Source organism: Streptomyces sp. NPDC001507, assembly GCF_042894765.1.
Classification (GTDB): Bacteria; Actinomycetota; Actinomycetes; order Streptomycetales; family Streptomycetaceae; genus Streptomyces.
Window position 1 is genome coordinate 420524 of the sequence record NZ_JBIAVV010000003.1, and the last position, 19466, is coordinate 439989.

The following is a 19466-nucleotide window of genomic DNA, read 5'->3' on the forward strand; positions in this document are numbered from 1 at the left end:
ACGTTCCGGCCCCCTGCGCCGTCACAGTCGACGACAAGCCAGGAAGTCGACTCCGACCGGCACAGGGGGCACAGCCATGAACCGACACCGGACCCGACGACGGGCGCGCGCGGCACTCCTCGCGGCCTCCGCCGCGAGCGCCCTGCTGCTCACCGCCTGCAGCGCGGCCGAGAACCACACGAACGACTCGAACCACACGATCGCCACCGGGGCCCCGGCCCCCTCCCGGGCCGCGGGCGACGAGACCGCCGCCCCCTCCGACCACCTCTCCACCTTCGCCCTCGACGTCGACACCGCCTCCTACGGCTACGCCCGCCGCACCCTCGCCGACGGCGGCCGCCCCGACCCCTCGACCGTCCGGCCCGAGGAGTTCGTCAACAGCTTCCGCCAGGACTACCGCACCCCCGAGCACAACGGCTTCACGGTCACCGTCGACGGCGCCCGCACCAGCAGGCCCAACTGGTCCCTGGTCCGCGTCGGCCTCGCCACCCGCCCCGCCGCCGACGACGCCGGCGAACGCCCCCCGGCCGCCCTCACCTTCGTCATCGACGTCTCCGGCTCCATGGGCGAACCGGGCCGCCTCGACCTCGCCAAGAAGTCCCTGGACACGATGACCGACCGGCTGCGCGACGACGACTCGGTCGCGCTCGTCACCTTCAGCGAGCACGCCGAGACGGACCTCCCGATGACCCGCCTCGGCGGCCACCGCGCCGAGATCCACGACGCCGTCGACCGCCTCGCCCCCCTCTCCTCCACCAACCTCGGCGAGGGCGTCGAGACCGGCTACGCCACCGCCGTCGAGGGCCTGCGCAAGAACGCCACCAACCGCGTCGTCCTGATCTCCGACGCCCTCGCCAACGACGGCGAGACCGACCCGAACGCCATCCTCAGGCGCATCGACGGCGACCGCCGCGAGTACGGCATCACCCTGTTCGGCGTCGGCGTCGGCAGCGACTACGGCGACGCCCTCATGGAACGCCTGGCCGACAAGGGCGACGGCCACACGGTGTACGTCTCCGACACCGCGACCGCCTCCGACGTCTTCTGCCGTCAACTCCCGCAGAACATCGACCTGGTGGCCCGGGACGCCAAGGCCCAGGTGGCCTTCGACCCGCACACGGTCGCCGAGTTCCACCTGATCGGCTACCAGGACCGCAAGGTCGCCGACCAGGACTTCCGCAACGACACCGTGGACGGCGGCGAGGTCGGCCCCGGCCACACGGTCACCGCCCTCTACGCCGTCCGCACCTACCCCGGCACCGACGGCCACCTGGCGACCGCCACCGTCCGCTGGCTCGCCCCCGACACCCGCACCCCGCACGAGAACACGGGCGCGATCGAGACCGACGCCCTGCACGACGACATCTGGTCGGCCTCCCCGCGCTTCCAGGTGGCGGCGGTGGCGGCCTACTTCGCGGACGCCCTGGCAGACGGCGAGTACGACATCCCGGGAGCACCGAGCCCGACGAAACTGCGCTCCTGGGCAACGGCGTTGGCAAGGACGACGGAGGACAAGCAGGTGACCGACCTGGCCACGGCCATCAGGGAGGCGGGACTCTCCGGCGCCGCGGACTGAAGCGCCCCTTCAGGGGCGCTGGGGGTACCCCCGGCCGAAGGCTGGGGGAGGAACTGCGCGCTCAGCCCCCACCCACCCGCACCCGAAACCCAACCGTCCGCACCCATTGACCTCCCCTTACTTCCGAGTAAGTTGACGCCCCATGAGCGTACGCAGCGACCTCAGACGGGCACGTCGACGAACCGACCTGGCCGACCGCGGCAAGGTCGAGGTCATCAGGGACGAGGCCGGGGTCGTGCGGGAGGCGCGCCGCCCGCCCCTCGCCGCCCCGCTCACCACCGGCTCCCTCGCCGACCTCCCGTACACCAACGCGGCAGAGGAACCCCATGCCACAGCCATCCGCCGCCGAGAGGGCACCGTCACGGCAGCCGAGTTCGCCGCCCAAGTAACCTCCACGGCAAAGGGCTTGATCGCCGCCGGCCTAGCCGCAGGCGCCCGCGTCGCCGTCATGTCCCGCACCCGCTACGAGTGGACGGTCCTCGACTTCGCCGTCTGGGCGGCCGGAGGTGTGACCGTCCCGGTCTACCCCACCTCCTCCGCGGAGCAGGTGGAGTGGATCGTCCGGGACTCCGGTGCCCGCCACGTCGTCACCGAGACCCCGCAGAACACCGCCACCGTCACCACCGGCACGGCCTCCCACGCACACCCGCCGCGCATCTGGGAGCTGGACGCCGGCGCACTCGCCGACCTGACCACCCTCGGCCGCGACGTCCTGGACGAGGAGGTGGCCAAGCGCCGCGGCGGCCTCACCCCCGACACCACGGCCACGGTCTGCTACACCTCCGGCACCACCGGCCGCCCCAAGGGCTGTGTCCTCACCCACGCCAACCTGCACGCCGAGGCGGCCAACACGGTCGAGCTGCTGCACCCCGTCTTCCAGGCGGTCACCGGCCGGACCGCGTCCACCCTCCTCTTCCTGCCGCTCGCCCACATCCTGGGCCGTACGCTCCAGATCGCCTGCCTGCTGGGCCGGATCGAGATGGGCCACTTCCCGAGCGTCAGGCCGGACGAACTCCGGCCCGCGCTAAGGGAGTTCCGGCCCACGTTCCTGGTCGGGGTGCCGTACCTCTTCGAGAAGATCCACGACACCGGGCGGGTGACGGCGGAGAAGATCGGGCGGGCCGCGTCCTTCGACCGGGCCGAGCGGATCGGGGTGCGGTTCGCCGCGGCTCACCTGGAGAAGTTCCTCGGCCGGGGAAAGGGGCCGGGGCCCGGCCTGTACGCGGCCTGGGCGCTGTACGACCTGCTGGTCTACCGCCGTATCCGCAAGGAGCTCGGCGGCCGGATGCGGTATGCCATCAGCGGCGGCTCGCCCCTCGACCGCGACCTGAACCTGCTCTTCCACGCGGCCGGCATCGTCGTCTACGAGGGCTACGGCCTGACCGAGACCAGCGCGGCCGCCACCATCGTGCCGCCGCTCGCCCCGCGGCCCGGCACGGTGGGGCAGCCGATCCCCGGGACGGCCGTCCGGATCGCCGAGGACGGCGAGGTGCTGATCAAGGGTGCGGTGGTGTTCGGGTCGTACTGGAACAACCCGGCCGCGACCGCCGAAGTGCTGGCGGACGACGGCTGGTTCGGGACCGGAGACCTCGGGGCGCTGGACGCGGACGGGTATCTCACCATCACCGGCCGCAAGAAGGACATCCTCATCACCTCCGGCGGCAAGAACGTCTCCCCGGCCGTCCTGGAGGACCGGCTGCGCAGCCGGGCGCCCGTCGGCCAGTGCCTCGTGGTCGGCGACAACCGGCCGTTCGTCGCCGCGCTGGTCACGCTGGACCCCGAGGCGGTCGCCCACTGGCTGGCCGTACGGAAGTTCCCGCCGGACACCCCGCTCGCGGAGCTGGTGCGCGACGACCGGATGCGGGCCGAGGTGCAGAAGGCGGTCGACCACGCCAACCGGGCCGTCTCCCGCGCCGAGTCGATCCGCGCGTTCGCCCTGGTGGAGGGCGAGTTCACCGAGGAGAACGGCCTGCTCACGCCGTCCCTGAAGGTCAAGCGGCACGCGGTGACGGCCCGCTACGCGGCCGAGATCGAAGCGCTGTACCGCAGGTGAGCAAAAGGCGGCGGGTCACCGGAGGGAACCGGTGGCCCGCCGCCCGCGGCGTCCGGGGACTACTGGTTCGCGGTGCCGTTCGCCGACAGCGCGGAGATGTCGTCCAGGATGTGCGACAGCGGCTCGTCGCCCTTGGCCTGGGTGGAGTTCTCCACGCACTGCTGGTTCTGCGGCGCGGACAGGATCGGCACGTCCTGGGCGATGCCGAGGGCGAGGGCGCCGGCGATGCCCTGCAGGTTCGCCTTGAGCGGGAGGCCGACGCACGGCTTGTTCAGCGATCCCTGGACCAGCGAGAGCTGCGGGCTCAGGTCGCCGAAGGTGGCCGAGTTGCCGAACTCCGACTTGGCGTCGTTGCCGCTGAAGGAGGTGGTGCCGGTGTCGTTGCCGGTGGCCAGGGCCTGGGGAGCGGCCGTGGCCGCGAAACCGGCGACGGTGACGGCGACAGCCGCGGTCGCCCACAGCTTCTTCATGATTGTTCCCTTCGAGAGGCGGGCTCCGGGGAGGAGCTGCGTGATCGTCAACCTACCCGGATTCGCCCAAGTTGCGTGGTATGCCCCGATTGGCGGAGTGCAGTCCGATCAGTCGACCGGTGTGCCCTCGAACCGGGGCCCGGAGTGCTTCCGGACTACTTGTTGCCGGTGCCGTTCGCGGACAGCGCGGAGATGTCGTCCAGGATGTGCGACAGCGGCTCGTCGCCCTTGGCCTGGGTGGAGTTCTCGACGCACTGCTGGTTCTGCGGCGCGGACAGGATCGGCACGTCCTGCAGGACGCCGACGGCACCGAGGCCGACCAGGCCCTGGAGGTTCAGCTTCGCCGGGAGGCCGATGCAGGGCTTGTTGAAGGAGCCCTGGATGAGCGCCAGCTGGGGGCTCATGTTGCCGAACGTGGCGGAGTTGCCGAACGCCTGCTTGGCGTCGTTGCCGCTGAAGGAGGTGGTGCCGGTGTCGTTGCCGGTGGCCAGGGCCGGCGAGGCGGCGGCAGCGGAGGCGCCGACGACGGAGGCTGCAACTGCGGCGGCGGCCAGAACCTTCTTGATCACTTGTCAGTTCCCTTCTGAGGACACCCCGTCCACCGGAGCGCACTGGTCAACTGCGCGAGCTCCGGTTGGTTGCTCCGCTTCACTCCAACGGCCCACGCCGGGAAATCGCCCGTTTGCGGGGAGGCCCGGTTTTCCGGGGAATTCCGGGAGGCCGCCGGTCCGAACGGGTGACGTGGCGCCCGGTGCCGCAACCATTCCGGACGCGGGCGGTTGATGCCGGACAGGAACGTCCGTCTTGGCCTGAGTGCCGGGAAAGGAAAAGCGAAATGCTGAAGAAGGCAATGGCCGCGGCGGCGGTCGCCGTGTCCGTCGTAGGTGTGTCGGCGGCGGCAGCCCCCCAGGCGCTTGCCACCGGCAACGACCACGGCACCACCTCCGCGAGCGGCAACGACGCCAAGGAGGCGTTCGGCAACTCGGTGACCAAGGGCAAGATGAGCCCGCAGGCCACCCTGGTCCAGGGCTCGCTCAACAAGCTCTGCGTCGGCCTCCCCGCGAAGGCGAACGCCCAGGGCATCCTCGGCCTCATCGCCGCCGTCGGGGTGGCCCAGGACATCCCGGTCCTGTCCGCGCCGCAGAACCAGCAGTGCGCCGAGAACTCCACCCAGGCCAAGGGTGACGAGCCGGCGTCGCACATCCTGGACGACATCGCGGTCCTCGCGGCCAACGGCGTCGCCAACCAGTGACCCCGGTCCTGTGAAGCCCGCCCGGGCGGTGCGCGTGACCGCGCCGCCCGGGCGGGCTTTCGTCGTGCTCCCGAAATTCCCGCCGCAAGGAGAAGCGTTTCCTCTCTCCGTGTCAATTCGCGGCGGGCGTTCGAGTGAATTGATCGAAGGAGTACGTTCCGTAGTTTCTTCCGCCGTCTATTCCTCGTTCTACAGCCTGCCGGTCATGGTGCGAGCCGTTCATGCTGTGCTCGCTCGGTTTCGGCCGACATACGGGCATGACCGCAGAGAAGGGAAAGTTCATGAAGAAGACCGCTGCTGTGGTCGCCGGCGCAATCCTGGCGCTGGGCGGTGCCATCCCCGCTTTCGCCTCCGCCGGTGCGGAGGGCGCTGCCACCAACTCCCCGGGCGTCGTCTCCGGCAACGTGATCGAGGTCCCGGTGCACGTCCCGGTCGAAGCCTGCGGCGACACCGTCGACGTCATCGCGCTGCTGAACCCGGCGTTCGCCGGCGTCTGCGCCAACAGCTGACGACGTCACACGGCGCACCAGCCCTCCCGGCTGTGGCACGGCCGGCCCCGGAACGCCGATCCTTCGCATCCGCGTTCCGGGGCCGGCTCTTCGGCCAGGAGGGCGGTGCCGTAAGCCCGCGAGGTCCGGCACCCGCCCGTCAGCCGCGCACCGCGTCCGGCGCGGACTCCCGCCGCCCGGCCGGGACGCCCCAGCCGGCCGGCCCCGAGCGCAGCCGCCGCCGCACCCCGCGCACCAGCGTCCCGGCGGTGAAGCCGGCGCCGTGCACGAAGCGCATCGCCGGACCGAAGCCCGCCGCCGTGACCAGACCGGCCAGGAACAGCCCCGGATACGACGCCTCGAAGTCGCGGCCCACCTCGGGCGCCCCGTCGGCCCCGGTCACCAGGGTCGTCCGCAGGTGGTCGGCGAGCAGCCCGAGCCGTCCGCGAGTCGCCCTGAACCCCGTTGCCGCGATGACGTGTTCGGTCTCCAGGGTGCCCACCCCGCCACCGCGCACCGCGGTGTCCAGGCGCACCCCGCCCGTCGAGGCGCGCGCCGCCGTCACCTCGCGGCCCAGCAGCACCTCCACCCCGGACTCCACCCGCTCCCGCACCCACCAGGCGCCGGCCGGGCCGAGGGCGCTCGCCGCGATCCGGGTCCGGGTGGGCTCCGCGAGCCGCCGGTACAGGCCGGGCCGCTCGGAGTAGAACCAGTTCCGCCAGCCGGGGCCGAGTCCACTGAGCGGGGCGCGGACCGACTGCCACCAGGGGCGCTGCCGGGGCGGCGGCATCTCGTTCCAGAACAGCCTGCCCGCGCGCACCAGCACCCTTACCCGGCTGCCCAGTTCGGCGAGGAGCGCCGCCGTCTCCAGGGCCGCCTGGCCGCCGCCGACCACCGTGACGTCCCGGCCCCGGAAGCGGCCCAGGTCGGCGTGGTGACTGCTGTGCGTGACCAGGTCGGGGGAGAGGCCGCGCAGGGCCGCGGGGATCTCCACGAACGGCAGCACGCCGACGGCGAGGGCGACCGTCCGGCCGCGCAGCACCTCGCCGTCCGCCGTCGTCGCCGCGAAGCCGCCGGTGTGCGGCGCGACCCGGGTGACCATGCGTTCGTCGACGGGAGGCGCGGCGTTGCGGGCGAACCACAGGCCGTACTCGGCGAACATCTCCAGCGGGATCGGCTGCCCGTGCCGGGCGGTCACGCCGCGGCCCGCGCAGTACACGTCCAGCCGCCAACGCGCCTCGGGGTCCGACAGGTTGGAGGCCCAGGGCTCGGACTTGAGGAACATCCCGCGGGGCATGTGGTCGCGCCAGGACGCCATCGGACGGCCGAAGACCCGCACGTTCAGGCCCGCCGCGGCGGCGTGGGACGCGATGGACAGGCCGTACGGGCCCGCTCCCACCACCAGCAGGTCGTACATCAGCAGCTGCTCGCCTTCTCGTCGTCGGACCGGTCGGGCTGACCGGAGGGGGTGGAGACGCCGGGCGCGGCGGGGACACCGGCCACCCCGGTGAGTTCCTCGTCCCGGGCGGCGGGCACGAGGGGCTCCGCGGCCTGGGGGGCGGGCACCAGGGGTTCCCCGGCCTGGCGGGCCACCGGTACGTGCGGGTGCGGCGCCCGGTCGGCGGTCCCGTCGCGCAGCCGGTCCAGCAGCCGGCCCGCCACGTGCCGGCCCCACAGCGCCCACATCGCGAGGCCGGGACCCCGGTCGTCCGGCGCGGACCAGGCCAGCTCCCGCCCACGCGGCGCCGGCCGCAGCGCGCTCAGCGGCGCGTAGTTCTCCACCACGAACGCCCGCCCGGCCAGCGGCACCCCGTCCGGCAGCGGCCGGTGCGTCAGGTCCAGGTGCAGGGCACGTACGACGTCCAGGCCGGCGCTGTCGGCGAAGAGCCGGAACTGGGCGCCCGGACGGGGGTTGAAGTCGAGGAGGTGGTAGCGGCCGGTGCTGCCGCAGCGCCGGAAGTCCAGGTCGAAGATGCCCCGGAAGCCCAGCTCGCCGATGAGCCGCTCGGCCAGTGCCCGCACCTGCGGATTGGGCGTCCACAGGCCGACCGCGGTCAGTCCGGCGCCGCGCGGCCAGGCCTGCTGCTTGCGGCCGGGGCCGCCCGCGCGCACCTGCCCGGTGCGGTCGGCGTAGCCGTGGAAGAACCAGTCGCGGTCCGGGCCCGGCGGCAGGAACTCCTGCAGCAGCAGCCTGCTGCCCGCCTCTTCGCTGCGCAGGTACAGCTCCACCGCCTCCCGCGCCGAGCGCACCACGACCGTGCTGCGCAGCCCGGACCCGGCCGGCAGCAGCCAGGGCCGGCTCCACTTGGCGATCACCGGCAGCCCGAGCCGCCGGACCGCGGCGGCGGTCTCCTCGGCGCTGTCCGGGACCAGCGTCGGCGGGTGCGGGATGCCGGCCGCCGCGCACACCTCGGCCAGCTCGGCCTTGTCGGCGACGCGTTCGGGCAGGGTGCCGGGCTGCTGCGGGAGCAGGTAGGCGGGCGCGAGGTCCGCGCGGAACCGGCCGGCCGCGACGGCGCCCGCGTCGTCCATCGGGATCAGCACGGCCGGGCGGGCGATCCGCGCCGCCACCCGGCGCAGCACGGCGACGATCTCGGCGGGCGACGCGCCCGGCGCCGGCGGCGGGTGCAGCCGCCGTACGAAGCGGGACCGGCGGACCGGGCTGCCCGCGGAGTCGGCGACCACGTGGACCTCCACCCCGGCTCTGCCGAGCGAGCGCACGGCCCCCAGGGTGCCGTGGTGGAAGGGGTTCCGGTCGATCCGCAGCAGAACTGCGGGAACCCGGATGTCTAGCAGCGACACGGACCATTTCCTTTGCGTCGGTTCACCCGTGCGGTCGTCCGGGGCACCCGAAAGCCGCAGCCGCACTGGCGGAATTCATATTGATATGACTGAGTGTCAGTAATTGGCGCTTACTCAGGAGTGCTGCGAACGGACGAGTGGACGGACGAGCAACGATGGAGAAAGGAGCAGGCATGACCCCACAACGGCGAGAGCGAACGCGGTTCCGGTGGTACCGGCCGGCCGTGGCCGCGGCGGCCGTCGCCGTCGCCGTCGCCTCGGCGACCCTGGCGACCGGCCCGGGATTCGCCGCGGGTGCGGGGGCGGCGCGGTTCACCGGCCCACCGGCTCCGGCACCCGCGACAGGCGTCCCGGCACCCGCGACAGGCGTCCCGGCACCCACGACAGCCCCCCCGACGCCCACGACGTCCGTCCCGGCATCCGCCGCACCCCTGCCGACCCCGACCCCGGCCGCCGACGCACCGGCGGTCGGTGCACCGGCCAGGGCGACGCCCCCCGCCTTCGGGGCGTTCCTCGACTCCGGCCCGCTCGGTGTCGCCCGCATGGCCCAGCTGAGCAGCTGGCTCGGCGGCACCGAACTGAAGGTCGCGCACACGTATCTGCCCGGCAACCGCTGGGCCGACATCGAGGGCGCCCCCGGCTTCCTGGACGTCTGGGCGCACTGGCGACGGGGGAGGGCCGACCGGACGCTCGTCCTCAACGTGCCCATGCAGGAGCGCAACGAGGAGGGCATCGGGGACGACGAGGTCCGCTCGCTGCTGCGGCAGGGCGCGGCCGGGGCGTTCGATCACCACTTCCGGGCCCTGGCCGAGCGGCTGGTGGACCTGCGGGTCCCGGACACGGTCATCGTGCTCGGCTGGGAGATGAACGGCATCACCTACACCCATCGTTGCGGGCCGGACCCGGAGGCCTGGAAGACGTACTGGAGACGGATCGTCACCACCATGCGCGCGGTGCCGGGCCAGAAGTTCCGGTTCGACTTCACGTCGAGCCGGGGCCGCGACGCCGTTCCGTGGACACAGTGCTATCCCGGGGACGACACGGTCGACATCATCGGTATGGATTCGTACGACCAGCCGGCCGGACTCTCCTTCGACCAGCAGGTGCGGGAGCCCTACGGACTCCAGCAGCACGTCGATTTCGCGAAGGCCCACGGAAAGCCGGTCTCCTATCCGGAATGGGGCCTCTTCCGCAACGGTGACAACGCCGAGTACATGCGTCGGATGCTCGCCTGGATGGACCAGCACAAGCCGCTGTACAACACGCTGACCGACTACTGCCCGCACGGCGTCTGGCAGTGCTCGGTCAACCCGCGCTCCGCGCACGTCTACCGCGAGGCCCTCTTCGGCCGCACTGACACCGCGACCCCGACGCCGGCGACCCCCAGGCCGACCCCGACCCCGACCCCGACCCCGACCCCGACCCCGTCCCCGACCCCGAGCCCGGCCGCCACGCCGAGTGCCACGCCCACGTCCTCCTGCACGTCGATGGAGCTGGGCGCCTGGATCGAGTACTGGCTCGGCGGGAAGCTCTGCTTCAGCCTCTACTGACGGACGGGTGCGCCCGGCGTCCGCTACTCCTGCCGGCGCTCCTTCCACCGCTGCCGCACCTCCTTGATCCGCTGCCGGGCGGCGGCGTCGCAGAGCGCCGCCGTCAGCAGCGGGGCGGTGCGCCGCCGGGCCAGCAGCAGCCGCTGGTTGACGACCGGCTCGGGCCGCCAGTGGTGCTTGTACGGCTCGTCGCCGCGCAGCAGGCTCAGCGCCCCCCGCTCACCGTTGCCGGTGTGCTGGGTGCAGGCGTCCAGCAGCATCACCGCCACGTCCGCCTTGCGCTCCCGCAGCCGGGGATGCGCCCCGTACAGGTAGCCGCCGGCGAGACTCGGCGCCAGCAGGGTCAGGTCGACGGCGACCACCTCGTCGTCGAGCCGGAACTCGGTGACCACCGCGTCCCCGGACCGCACCATCGGCCCCACCGACCGCACCAGATGCTCCTGGAAGCGGGACTGGAGGTGCTCGGTGGTCACCTTCCGCCCCTGCCACTGGAGCCGGTGCAGGTCGAGCAGGCGGCGCAGTGCCGCGTCCACCCCGTCGGGCGGCACGACGTCCCGGCGCACCCCCAGCGAGCCCAGCTTGCGCAGCTTGGCGCGGACCCGCTGGGCCTTGCTCGACGGCAGCCTGCCGACCAGTTCGTCCATCGACACGGCCGGCAGCTCCAGGCAGACCGAGTCCGGCACCTTCCGGCACGGGCCGCGCCAGCGGTCGTAGACCCGCTCCGCCGCGCCGCCCGGCCGCACCTCGCGGAAGTCGATCAGCGCCGTCCGGGCCGCCTCGGCCAGCTCCCGGGTGAGGGCGTCCGCCACCCGGCCGTCGTCGGCGTCGGCGAGCAGCACGTCCGCGTAGTCCGAGATCGCCCCGCCGAGCGGCACCAGCGTGGGCAGCGGCCGGTGCACCAGCGTCAGCGGGGCCGCGCCGACCAGCTCACCGCCGTAGCGGACCAGGACGAGGCGGAGCCGGCCGGGGGTTCCGTAGGAGCGCCACCAGGAGTGCAGCCAGGCGTGGCTCTGGAACGGGGTGGCCGTGCCGCACCGCCGGTACAGGCGGCCCCAGGCCGGGGCCAGCCCGGCGAACGTGTCCTCGTCGGTGACGAGTTCGGTGGTGTACGCGGCGAGCGTCGGGTGGGCCGTCGTGGTCACAGCTGGCCGTGTACGTCGGCGGCGACGGCCGGACCGGGCACCGAGGCCTGCAGCGCGGACTCCGCCGGCCGGCGCCTGGGGCGCACCAGGAGCGCGAGACCGCCCAGCAGCCCGCCCGCGCTCGCGCCCACCAGAGCGGTCACCTTCGAGGACGCGGAGGTCGGCGCCGTCGGCTTGGGCGCCCGGGAGAACTGCAGGAGTTCGACGTTGGTGTCGCTCTTGGTGTCGTTGGCGTGCTGGATGAGCGAGCGGGCCACCGCGTTCGCCATGTCGGTGGCCTGGAGGGCGTGCGGCGAGCTGGCCGAGACGGCGACCATCGGCGCGTCCGGCGAGGTCTCCGCCTGCACACTGTTCTGCAGCGTCTTCAGCGGCACCCCGGCCCACATCTGCGCGTCCCCGAGCACCGCGAGCTGGGTGGCGACCCGGCCGTAGGCCTGCGCGAAACCCTGCGCGGACGCGGTGTCGGACTTGTCGGCGGTGACGGCGATGACATAGGCGGTCGCCGTGTAGCTGGGCGGCGTCAGCACGCCGTAGGCGCCGCCCAGCAGCCCGCCGGCCAGGACCCCGGCCGCCAGCAGCGACCAGGGCGGGATGGCGCGCGGGAACGGGCGGGGTGCTCGGACGGTGTTCTCGGTCATGGCGTGCTGGCTCCCTGGGGTGTGGTGGCGAGTGCGGCCGCGTAGACGTCCATGAGCTGGGCGGCGCTGCGGGTGATGCTGTAGTGACGGGCGGCGTCCGGCGCGCCGCGCGGGCCGGGTCCGGCGGCGCGGGCGGCGGCCAGCGCCGCGGCGTAGGCGGCGGCGCCGCCCGTGACGCGGCGGGCGCCCGGCGCGGCGGCGGCCGGCAGGTCCTCGACGGCCGGGCAGGCGTTGTAGAGCACCGGCAGCCCCGCGGCCAGCGCCTCGACGACCGCGAGCCCGAAGGCCTCCTCGGTGGAGGGCGAGGCGAACACGTCCATGGCGGAGGTGAGGGCGGGCAGGTCGGGGTCCTGGGCGTCGTCGGAGGTGTAGGGCCGCTCGCCGGCGAACAGCACCCGGCCGGCGACCCCGGCCGCCCGCGCGGTGCGCCGCAGGGCGTCCTCCTCCGGACCGCCGCCCACCAGCAGCAGCCTGCAGTCGGCGGGGAGAGCCGCGAGGGCCTCGACCAGGACGCCGAACCGCTTGCAGGGCGCGAGCCGTCCGACGGCGCCGACGACCCAGGCGTCCTGCGGGATGCCCAGGCGGTCGCGGACACGCCGGCGCCGGTCCGCGTCGAAGCGGAACCGGTCCAGGTCGATGCCGTTCGGGACCACCTCGATCCGCGGCCCTGGTACCCCCCACCGGCGCAGCCGGTCGGCGACGGTCGGCGAGACGGCCACCGTGGACCGCCCGAGCCGCTCACCCGCCAGGTACAGCGCCCGCACGCCCGCGGTCAGTTCGCGCCCCTCCAGCTGCGAGTCGCCGAGCGAGTGCTCGGTGGCGACCACGGCCCGCACCCCCGCGAGGCGCGCGGCGATCCGGCCGTACAGGCAGGCCCGGTAGAGGTGGGTGTGGACGAGGTCGTAGCGGCCCCGGCGGATCAGCCGCACCAGGCGGGGCAGCACGGCCAGGTCCCGGTTCCCGGCCATCCCCAGGTGGACCACCCGCACCCCGTCCGCGGCCAGCCCGGCCGCGACCGGCCCCGGGTTGGTGAGCGTGACGACGTCGCAGGCCACCGGCAGGTGCCGCAGCAGCAGCCGCAGTTGCTGCTCCGCGCCGCCGGTCCCCAGGCCCGTGATGACGTGGAGGGCCCTCATCTCACAGCCCCTGGACGGGACGGCGGCGCAGCCGGTGCAGCCGGTACTTCAGGAAGAGGCGCCCGGCGTGGTCGTTCTGCCCGACGTGCACGCGGGGCAGGGCGTACGGGCCGCCCAGCGGGCCCGGGTCGATGGCGCAGCCGTAGCCGTATCCGGCGTCCCGCACGGCGTCGACGGCCCGCTGGTCGACGCTGCCGTAGGGGTAGCAGAAGCCCTCGACGGGGGACTGGACCAGCTCCTCCAGCTGCGCCCGGCTGTCGGCGGTCTCGGCCCGCAGGGTCGCCGCGTCGGCCTTCGTCAGGTCGACGTGGGTGAGCCCGTGGGAGCCGATCTCCACCCCGCTGCCGGCGGCCCGCCGGACGCCGTCCGCGGTGAGCAGCGGCTTGCGCGGGCCCAGCGAGTCCCAGCCGTTGTCGCCGCCGAGCCGTCCGGGCAGCACGAAGAGGGTGGCGCCGCAGCCCCAGCGGTCCAGCAGGGGCAGGGCGTGGTCGAGGAAGTCGGCGTACCCGTCGTCGAAGGTCAGCGCCACCAGCCGGCGCCCCTCGCCGCGGGCCCGGGCGGCGAGCAGCCCGGCCACCGACACCCCGCGCAGCCCGCGCCGGCGCAGCCAGCCGAGCTGCTTCTCCAGACGCCCGGGGGAGACGGTGACGCGGTACGGGTCGTCGGAACAGTCGCCCACGGAGTGGTACATGGCGACCCAGGGGACGGGGCCGGTGAGGCGTCCGGCCCTCGCGGCGGACTCAATGGAAGACGGCATGCGCGAGCCTTCGGGTGACGGTGGCTACGGAACGGAGTGCGGGTGCGAAACCCTGGGCGCCCAGGGCCCAGCCGAGCAGGACGAAGACGACGGTGACGGCCGTGACGCCGGCGGCCAGACCGGTGAACGGGTCCGCCGGCCGCGCGGCGGCGAAGAGCCCGACTGCGGTCGCGGCGACCGCCGCCCGCACCGGCCGGCTCAGTTCGGCGAGCACCCGCCGGGTACGGATCGGGACGCTGCGCGGGCCCGTCCCGGCGAGCAGGAGCACGGCGGTGGCGGTGATGCCGGCGGCGTTGGCGGCGGCGATGCCGGTGACGCCGTACGCGCCGACCGTCAGGGCGCCGATCCAGGAGGTCACCACGATCCCGGCGGCCATGGCGCCCACCGGGTACCAGGAGGCGCGGCCCGCCGAGAAGTACGAGCGGACCAGCACCCCGACCAGCGTCTGCCCGAGCAGCCCGAGCGCGTAGACGCGCATCACCGCGGCCGTGGCGGCGGTGTCCACGGCGGTGAACGCGCCACGCTGGAAGAGCAGCTGGACGAGCTGCGGCGCACAGGTCACGACCACGGCGGTGCCGAGCAGCACCACGCTCGCGGCCACCGACAGGTCCCGCTCGACCCGGCTCCGGGCCCGCTCGGTGTCGCCCTCGGCCAGCGCCCGGGCCACCACGGGGAAGGTGACCGTGCACAGCATCATCGACATCGTCATCGGGATCTGCGCGACCTTCTGCGCGTAGTTGAGGTGCGAGATGGCCCCGGAGTGCAGGTGCGAGGCGAGGAACCGCTCGATCAGCACCTGCGACTGCCGGCACAGCGCGAACAGCAGCACGGTGGCCATCAGCGCCACGTTCAGCGGCCGCTCCTCGGTGGCGGCCGCGCCCTCCTCCCGCGCCTTGGGCCTGCGCCGCAACTGCCCGAGCAGCGACGGCACCTGTACGGCGACCATCAGGGCGCCCCCGGCCGCCACCCCGAACGCCGCCGACCGCACCCCCCAGTGGCCGCCGAGCGCGAACATCGCCGCGATGATCCCGGCGTTGTAGGCGACGTAGATCGAGGCCGGGGCGAGGAACCGCCGGTGCGCGCGCAGGGCGGCGCTGCAGTATCCGGCCAGCCCGAAGGTCAGCACGCAGGTGCCGGTGAGCCGGGTGCAGCCGACGGCGAGGCCGGGGTCCCGCAGCCCCGGCGCGAGCGCCTCGACGAGCTGCGGGGCCCCGCCGATCAGCAGGGCGCCGACGCCGGCGAAGGCCAGGGCCAGCTTGGGCAGCGTGCCGGCGACCAGGGCCCGTACGGGATCGCCCGGCGCCCCCTGCGTCCGCCGGGCCAGCGCCACGCTGAACGCGGGCACGAGGGCGAACGCCAGCCCGTCCTCGATGAGCAGCGTCGCCGCGAACTCGGGCACGGTCCACGCGACCAGGAACGCGTCGGTGTCCCGCCCGGCCCCGAAGAGCCGCGCGAGCGACTGGTCGCGGATCAGCCCGAGCAGCGACCCGAGCACGGAGAAGGCGGCGGTACCGAAAGCGGCCTTGGCGAGGAATCCACGCGTAGGGGGCGCACTTTCAGGCTCGGCCTCGACAACTCCCTGTTCGGGGGCGCGGGGCTGTGACGTGTGCGGCTCCGCCGCGTGGGCGCGACCAGCCACATCGGACCCGCAGGCGACATCCGACCCTTCCACCCCCGGCGTCGCAGTCACCGCGCCGCCGCTTCCTCGGCATGGTCCGCCCCCACCAACGCCCACCAAGCCACCGCCCCGAACACCACCGCCGTGAGCACGGTCGACGGCCCCCCGATGTCGGCGTACGCGAAATCGACGAGCTGCCAGATCAGCAGTCCGCACCCCACCAGCGCACAGTCGAGCCCGTCCCCCGCGCGCGCCCGCCACAGCCCCCGCAGCCCGCACGCCAGCAGCGCCAGCCAGCTGCCCGCCAGGGCGAGCAGCCCGAGGAGCCCCTGCTCGCTGAGGACCAGCAGGTACATGTTGTGCGGCGACAGCAGCGGCTGCTTCCGGTACGCCGCCCCCGCCCCCTCCGTGTCGCTCCCGGACGACAGCGCCAGCGAGGCGTGCGAGTCCCGGTACGCGGGGAAGTTCTTCAGGCCGACGCCGGTCACCGGGTGCTCCCGCCACATGCCCGTCGCCGCCGCCCACAGCGTGTACCGGTCGACCACCGACTGGTCCGGCGCGTCCGTGACCTGCCCGATGCTGCTGAGCCGCTCCTGGAGCATGGCCGTACCCACCCCGAAGCCGCCCACCAGCACCACGCCGGCCGCGACCGCGACCGCCGCCACCTTCAGCGCCCGCCGCAGCCCCGCCAGGGCGAGCTGCACACCGCAGGTCAGGACCGTGGCGATCCAGGCGCCCCGGCTGAAGGAGACGGCCAGCGGCAGCAGCAGCCCGAGCGTGCACGCGCCCGCCGCCACCCGCTGCCGTACCGGGGAACGCCCGAGCGCCAGCCCGAGCGCGCAGACCAGACCGAACGACACGACGGTGGCCATGCCCATCACGTCCTGCGGCCCGAAGGTGCCGACCGCGCGGATCTCCTCGCCCTGGTACGACGCCCCGGTGCCGGTGACGTACTGGTGCACCCCGACCGCGCCCTGCCAGACCGCGAGCCCCACGAACGACCAGGCAAGGAGCCGGAAGTCGGCACGGTCCCGGACCAGCAGCACCACGGCGGCGGGGACCAGGACGAACACCTGGAGGTAGCGGCCGAGGCCGGTCAGCCCGGCGCCCGGCGAGGCCGCGCCCATCGCCGCGACGGCCAGCCCCACCACCGGCATGCCGAGCACCGCCACGGTCGTGGCGGACAGCGGGCGCCGCCGCTCCCGCAGCGTGCGCAGCGCGGCGTACAGCACCACGAGGGCGGACACCGCGTCGGCGGGCCCCGCACCCCCCTCCTCGCCGCCCGGGGCGAGCGGCAGCGCGAGGACCGCGAGCACGGCGACCGCGGCCAGCACCGGCGGCAGCCGCAGCGGCCGGGCCGGTGACAGTGCGAAGCTCATTCTCAGCTCCCCGTCGAGCGCACGAGCGCGGCCGCGGTGCGCAGCAGGATGCAGACGTCCTGCCACAGCGACCAGTTGTCGATGTAGGCGTTGTCGAAGCGGGCCCGGTCCTCGATGGAGGTGTCGCCGCGCAGTCCGTTGATCTGGGCGAGTCCCGTGATGCCGGTCTGCATCCGGTGGCGGGCCGCGTAGCCCGGGTAGGTCTGGCTGAACTGGCCGACGAAGAAGGGCCGTTCGGGGCGCGGGCCGACCAGGCTCATGTCGCCCCAGAGCACGTTCCACAGCTGGAGCAGCTCGTCCAGGGAGGTCTGGCGCAGGAAGCGGCAGAATCGGCTCATCTGGATCTCGCCGGCCACGCTCCAGCGGGTGGCGGCCTCGTGCTCGTCGACCGGACGGTGGGTGCGCAGCTTCAGCAGGGTGAAGGGGCGGCCGTCCTTGCCGATCCGCTCCTGCCGGAAGACGACTCCGGGCCCGTCGGTGATCCGCAGCACGGTCGCGCAGACCAGCAGCAGCGGCCCGGCCAGCACCAGCGCCGCCCCGGAGACGGCGATGTCCAGGACCCGCTTGCCGACGCTGCCGCGCCGCCGCGAGCCCATCTCCAGGCGGCGGCAGGAGAAGCCGGCGAGCTGGTCGCGCATCTCGTACGCCGGTGAGTCCGCGTCGACCTCCCAGACCACGCAGCCGGACTCGGCCAGCGCCCGCAGCAGCGGGCCCTGTTCGGTGCGGACGGCGGGGTGGACGGTGAGGACGGCCCGGACCCCGTTCTGGATGAGGGCACGCTCGACCTCCTCACCGGTGGTCAGCACGGGCAGGCCCTCGGCGCCCTCGGGGTGTTCGGCGACGACGCCCACCGGGCGCACTCCGCAGGACGGGTGGCGCAGCACGGCGGCGGCGACCCGCTGGGCGGTGGCGGCCGGGCCGACGACCAGGGCGGCGCGCGGCCGGCGCAGCAGCGCGAGGCGGCGCCGCCAGTGCACCAGGCCGCGGCCCGCGCCGGCCGCCGCCGCGTGCAGGGCGAAGCCGAGCAGCAGGACGCGGACGGACAGCGCACGGTCCGGGTCCCAGGCGGCGACGGCCGCGGCCAGGCCCAGCCAGACGACGGCGATCCGGCCGCAGACGGCGGGGAGTTCGTCGAGGATCCCGGTCATCCGCCGGACGGTCTGCGGGCGCAGCAGTATCGCCCCGGCCACCAGCAGGGCGACCAGGACGGGCCGGTGGACGGCCTCGTCGAGCGCGGCCGCGCCGAGCAGCGCGGCACCCAGGTCGGCGGCGAGCAGCGGCGCCGGGGAGGCGGGCCGCACGGGCGGCCGCCGCAGCGGGAACCGGAAGCCGCCGGCGGTGCGCGGCGGCAGCACGGAGACGGGCGAGAGTCCGTGGTCCCGGGGCTTGGCGCCGGGGGAGGGGACGGTGCTTTCCGCGGTCACGAGTGGATGGACTCCCTGCGCTCGAAGGACACCAGCGGCCGCCCGCCGAGGAGTTCGCGGTACAGCACCGCGACCGCCTCCGCCGTGCGCCGCACATCGTGCGTGGACAGGACGTGCCGGCGACCCCGGCCGCCGAGCGAGGCACGCAGCTCCGGGTCGAGGAGCAGCGCGGCGACGGCCCCGGCCAGCGCGCCGGGCCGGCCCGGCGGGACCAGGCAGTGCGCCGCGTGGCCGGGCGGCAGGCTCTCGCGGGCGCCGTCGACATCGGTGACCAGCACCGGCCGCCCGCAGGCCAGCGCCTCCAGCGGGGCGAGCGCCATGCCCTCCCAGCGCGAGGGCAGCACCACCAGGTCGGCGGCCCGGTACCAGGGGCGGACGTCCGCGACGGGGCCCACGAACTCGACCGAGTCGGCGCGGACCGGGGCGGCGACCGAGGCTGCGAGCCGGCGGAGCGCGTCCCGGTCGGGTCCGTCGCCGACCAGGGCCAGCCGGGCGTCCGGCACCCGGCGCAGCACCTCGGGCCAGGCCCGCAGCAGCACGTCCTGGCCCTTCTGCCGGCACAGCCGCCCGACACAGACGACCAGGGGAGCCCCCGCGGGCCGCTCTCCAGGGCCGGCCGGGCCGACCGGGCCTGCCGGGGTGAAGTGCTCGGTGTCGATGCCGTTCGGGACGACCGTGTACCGGGCGCGGATCCCGGCGCGCATGCCGGTCGTGCGCTCGGCCTCGCTGACGCACACCACCCGGTGCGCCCAGCGTGCGCCCCACCGCTCCCACCGCAGCGCCAGCGCGGCGGTGGCGCCGCCGACGGCCTCGAAGGACCAGGCGTGCGGCTGGAACAGGGTCGGGACGCGCCCGCGCACGGCGAGCCGTCCGGCGAGGCCCGCCTTCGCGCTGTGCGCATGCACCAGTGCGGGCCGTACCTCGTCGAGCAGCCGGCCGAGGCGGCGTACCTCGTCCGGGAGACCGGCGCCCGGGGAGCGGTCGGCGTGCCACCCGCGCACCTCGGCGCCCAGGGCCCGCCCGCGCTCGGCCAGTTCACCACCGGGGCAGGCCACCGTGACCCGCAGACCGGCCGTGAGCTGGGCCTTCGTCAGATCCAGGACGACCCGGGCCACTCCGCCCTCGACGGGCTGCGCCAGGTGGAGGACCCGTGGCCGAGGGTCGGTGACTGATCGGTGCAT

17 protein-coding genes are annotated in these 19466 nt (G+C 74.4%); 5 read left to right on the forward strand and 12 right to left on the reverse strand.

The window, feature by feature from the left end; genetic code table 11:
* The first annotated feature begins 76 nt into the window (after positions 1-76).
* Together ACFY0K_RS12235 and ACFY0K_RS12240 are read left to right on the forward strand one after the other, a co-directional pair.
* Positions 77-1576, forward strand: a complete 1500-nt coding sequence (locus ACFY0K_RS12235; RefSeq protein WP_390639757.1) for a von Willebrand factor type A domain-containing protein — start codon at positions 77-79, stop codon at positions 1574-1576.
* A 142-nt stretch (positions 1577-1718) separates the two neighbouring features.
* On the forward strand, positions 1719-3629 hold the full coding sequence (locus ACFY0K_RS12240; protein WP_390639758.1) for an AMP-dependent synthetase/ligase: 1911 nt from the start codon (positions 1719-1721) through the stop codon (positions 3627-3629).
* Between the two features lie 59 nt (positions 3630-3688).
* Here ACFY0K_RS12240 and ACFY0K_RS12245 read toward each other — a convergent pair whose 3' ends face one another.
* Together ACFY0K_RS12245 and ACFY0K_RS12250 are read right to left on the reverse strand one after the other, a co-directional pair.
* The gene (locus ACFY0K_RS12245; RefSeq protein ID WP_390639759.1) at positions 3689-4099 is read right to left on the reverse strand and encodes a rodlin; all 411 of its coding nucleotides are present in this window, start codon (positions 4097-4099) and stop codon (positions 3689-3691) included.
* 155 nt (positions 4100-4254) lie between these two features.
* A complete protein-coding gene (locus tag ACFY0K_RS12250) occupies positions 4255-4668 on the reverse strand; it encodes a rodlin (RefSeq protein WP_390639760.1) in 414 nt (137 codons plus the stop codon).
* Between the two features lie 266 nt (positions 4669-4934).
* Here ACFY0K_RS12250 and ACFY0K_RS12255 point away from each other — a divergent pair, with 266 nt between their 5' ends.
* Positions 4935-5351, forward strand: coding sequence for a rodlin (locus ACFY0K_RS12255; RefSeq protein WP_390639761.1), 417 nt, complete (start codon positions 4935-4937; stop codon positions 5349-5351).
* 257 nt (positions 5352-5608) lie between these two features.
* On the forward strand, positions 5609-5860 hold the full coding sequence (locus ACFY0K_RS12260) for a chaplin (protein WP_390639762.1): 252 nt from the start codon (positions 5609-5611) through the stop codon (positions 5858-5860).
* Between the two features lie 139 nt (positions 5861-5999).
* Here ACFY0K_RS12260 and ACFY0K_RS12265 read toward each other — a convergent pair whose 3' ends face one another.
* Together ACFY0K_RS12265 and ACFY0K_RS12270 are read right to left on the reverse strand one after the other, a co-directional pair.
* Positions 6000-7256 carry an FAD-dependent oxidoreductase gene (locus ACFY0K_RS12265; protein ID WP_390639763.1) on the reverse strand — a complete coding sequence of 419 codons (1257 nt, stop codon included), beginning with the start codon at positions 7254-7256 and terminating at the stop codon, positions 6000-6002.
* Entirely contained in the window at positions 7256-8641 is a 1386-nt protein-coding gene (locus tag ACFY0K_RS12270; protein ID WP_390639764.1) for an ATP-grasp domain-containing protein, read from the reverse strand. Before ACFY0K_RS12270 ends, ACFY0K_RS12265 begins: the two co-directional genes overlap by 1 nt.
* Positions 8642-8814: 173 nt before the next feature.
* Here ACFY0K_RS12270 and ACFY0K_RS12275 point away from each other — a divergent pair, with 173 nt between their 5' ends.
* Complete coding sequence (locus ACFY0K_RS12275) at positions 8815-10191, forward strand: glycoside hydrolase family 26 protein (protein WP_390639765.1); 1377 nt, start codon at positions 8815-8817, stop codon at positions 10189-10191.
* A 23-nt stretch (positions 10192-10214) separates the two neighbouring features.
* Here ACFY0K_RS12275 and ACFY0K_RS12280 read toward each other — a convergent pair whose 3' ends face one another.
* From ACFY0K_RS12280 to ACFY0K_RS12315, 8 genes are read right to left on the reverse strand one after another with little or no spacing between them, the layout of a single operon-like run.
* Positions 10215-11333 carry a GNAT family N-acetyltransferase gene (locus ACFY0K_RS12280; protein WP_390639766.1) on the reverse strand — a complete coding sequence of 373 codons (1119 nt, stop codon included), beginning with the start codon at positions 11331-11333 and terminating at the stop codon, positions 10215-10217.
* Positions 11330-11971, reverse strand: coding sequence for a lipopolysaccharide biosynthesis protein (locus ACFY0K_RS12285; RefSeq protein WP_390639767.1), 642 nt, complete (start codon positions 11969-11971; stop codon positions 11330-11332). Before ACFY0K_RS12285 ends, ACFY0K_RS12280 begins: the two co-directional genes overlap by 4 nt.
* On the reverse strand, positions 11968-13107 hold the full coding sequence (locus tag ACFY0K_RS12290) for a glycosyltransferase (protein WP_390639768.1): 1140 nt from the start codon (positions 13105-13107) through the stop codon (positions 11968-11970). The genes ACFY0K_RS12285 and ACFY0K_RS12290 overlap by 4 nt, the downstream gene beginning before the upstream one ends.
* A gap of 1 nt (position 13108) precedes the next feature.
* Positions 13109-13864: a polysaccharide deacetylase family protein gene (locus ACFY0K_RS12295; RefSeq protein WP_390639769.1), complete on the reverse strand. Its 756-nt coding sequence runs from the start codon at positions 13862-13864 to the stop codon at positions 13109-13111.
* Positions 13848-15554 carry a murein biosynthesis integral membrane protein MurJ gene (gene murJ / locus ACFY0K_RS12300; RefSeq protein WP_390639770.1) on the reverse strand — a complete coding sequence of 569 codons (1707 nt, stop codon included), beginning with the start codon at positions 15552-15554 and terminating at the stop codon, positions 13848-13850. The genes ACFY0K_RS12295 and murJ overlap by 17 nt, the downstream gene beginning before the upstream one ends.
* Positions 15551-16861, reverse strand: coding sequence for an O-antigen ligase family protein (locus ACFY0K_RS12305; RefSeq protein WP_390639771.1), 1311 nt, complete (start codon positions 16859-16861; stop codon positions 15551-15553). Before ACFY0K_RS12305 ends, murJ begins: the two co-directional genes overlap by 4 nt.
* A 2-nt stretch (positions 16862-16863) precedes the next feature.
* On the reverse strand, positions 16864-18285 hold the full coding sequence (locus tag ACFY0K_RS12310) for an exopolysaccharide biosynthesis polyprenyl glycosylphosphotransferase (protein ID WP_390639772.1): 1422 nt from the start codon (positions 18283-18285) through the stop codon (positions 16864-16866).
* Positions 18282-19466, reverse strand: coding sequence for a glycosyltransferase (locus ACFY0K_RS12315; protein ID WP_390639773.1), 1185 nt, complete (start codon positions 19464-19466; stop codon positions 18282-18284). Before ACFY0K_RS12315 ends, ACFY0K_RS12310 begins: the two co-directional genes overlap by 4 nt.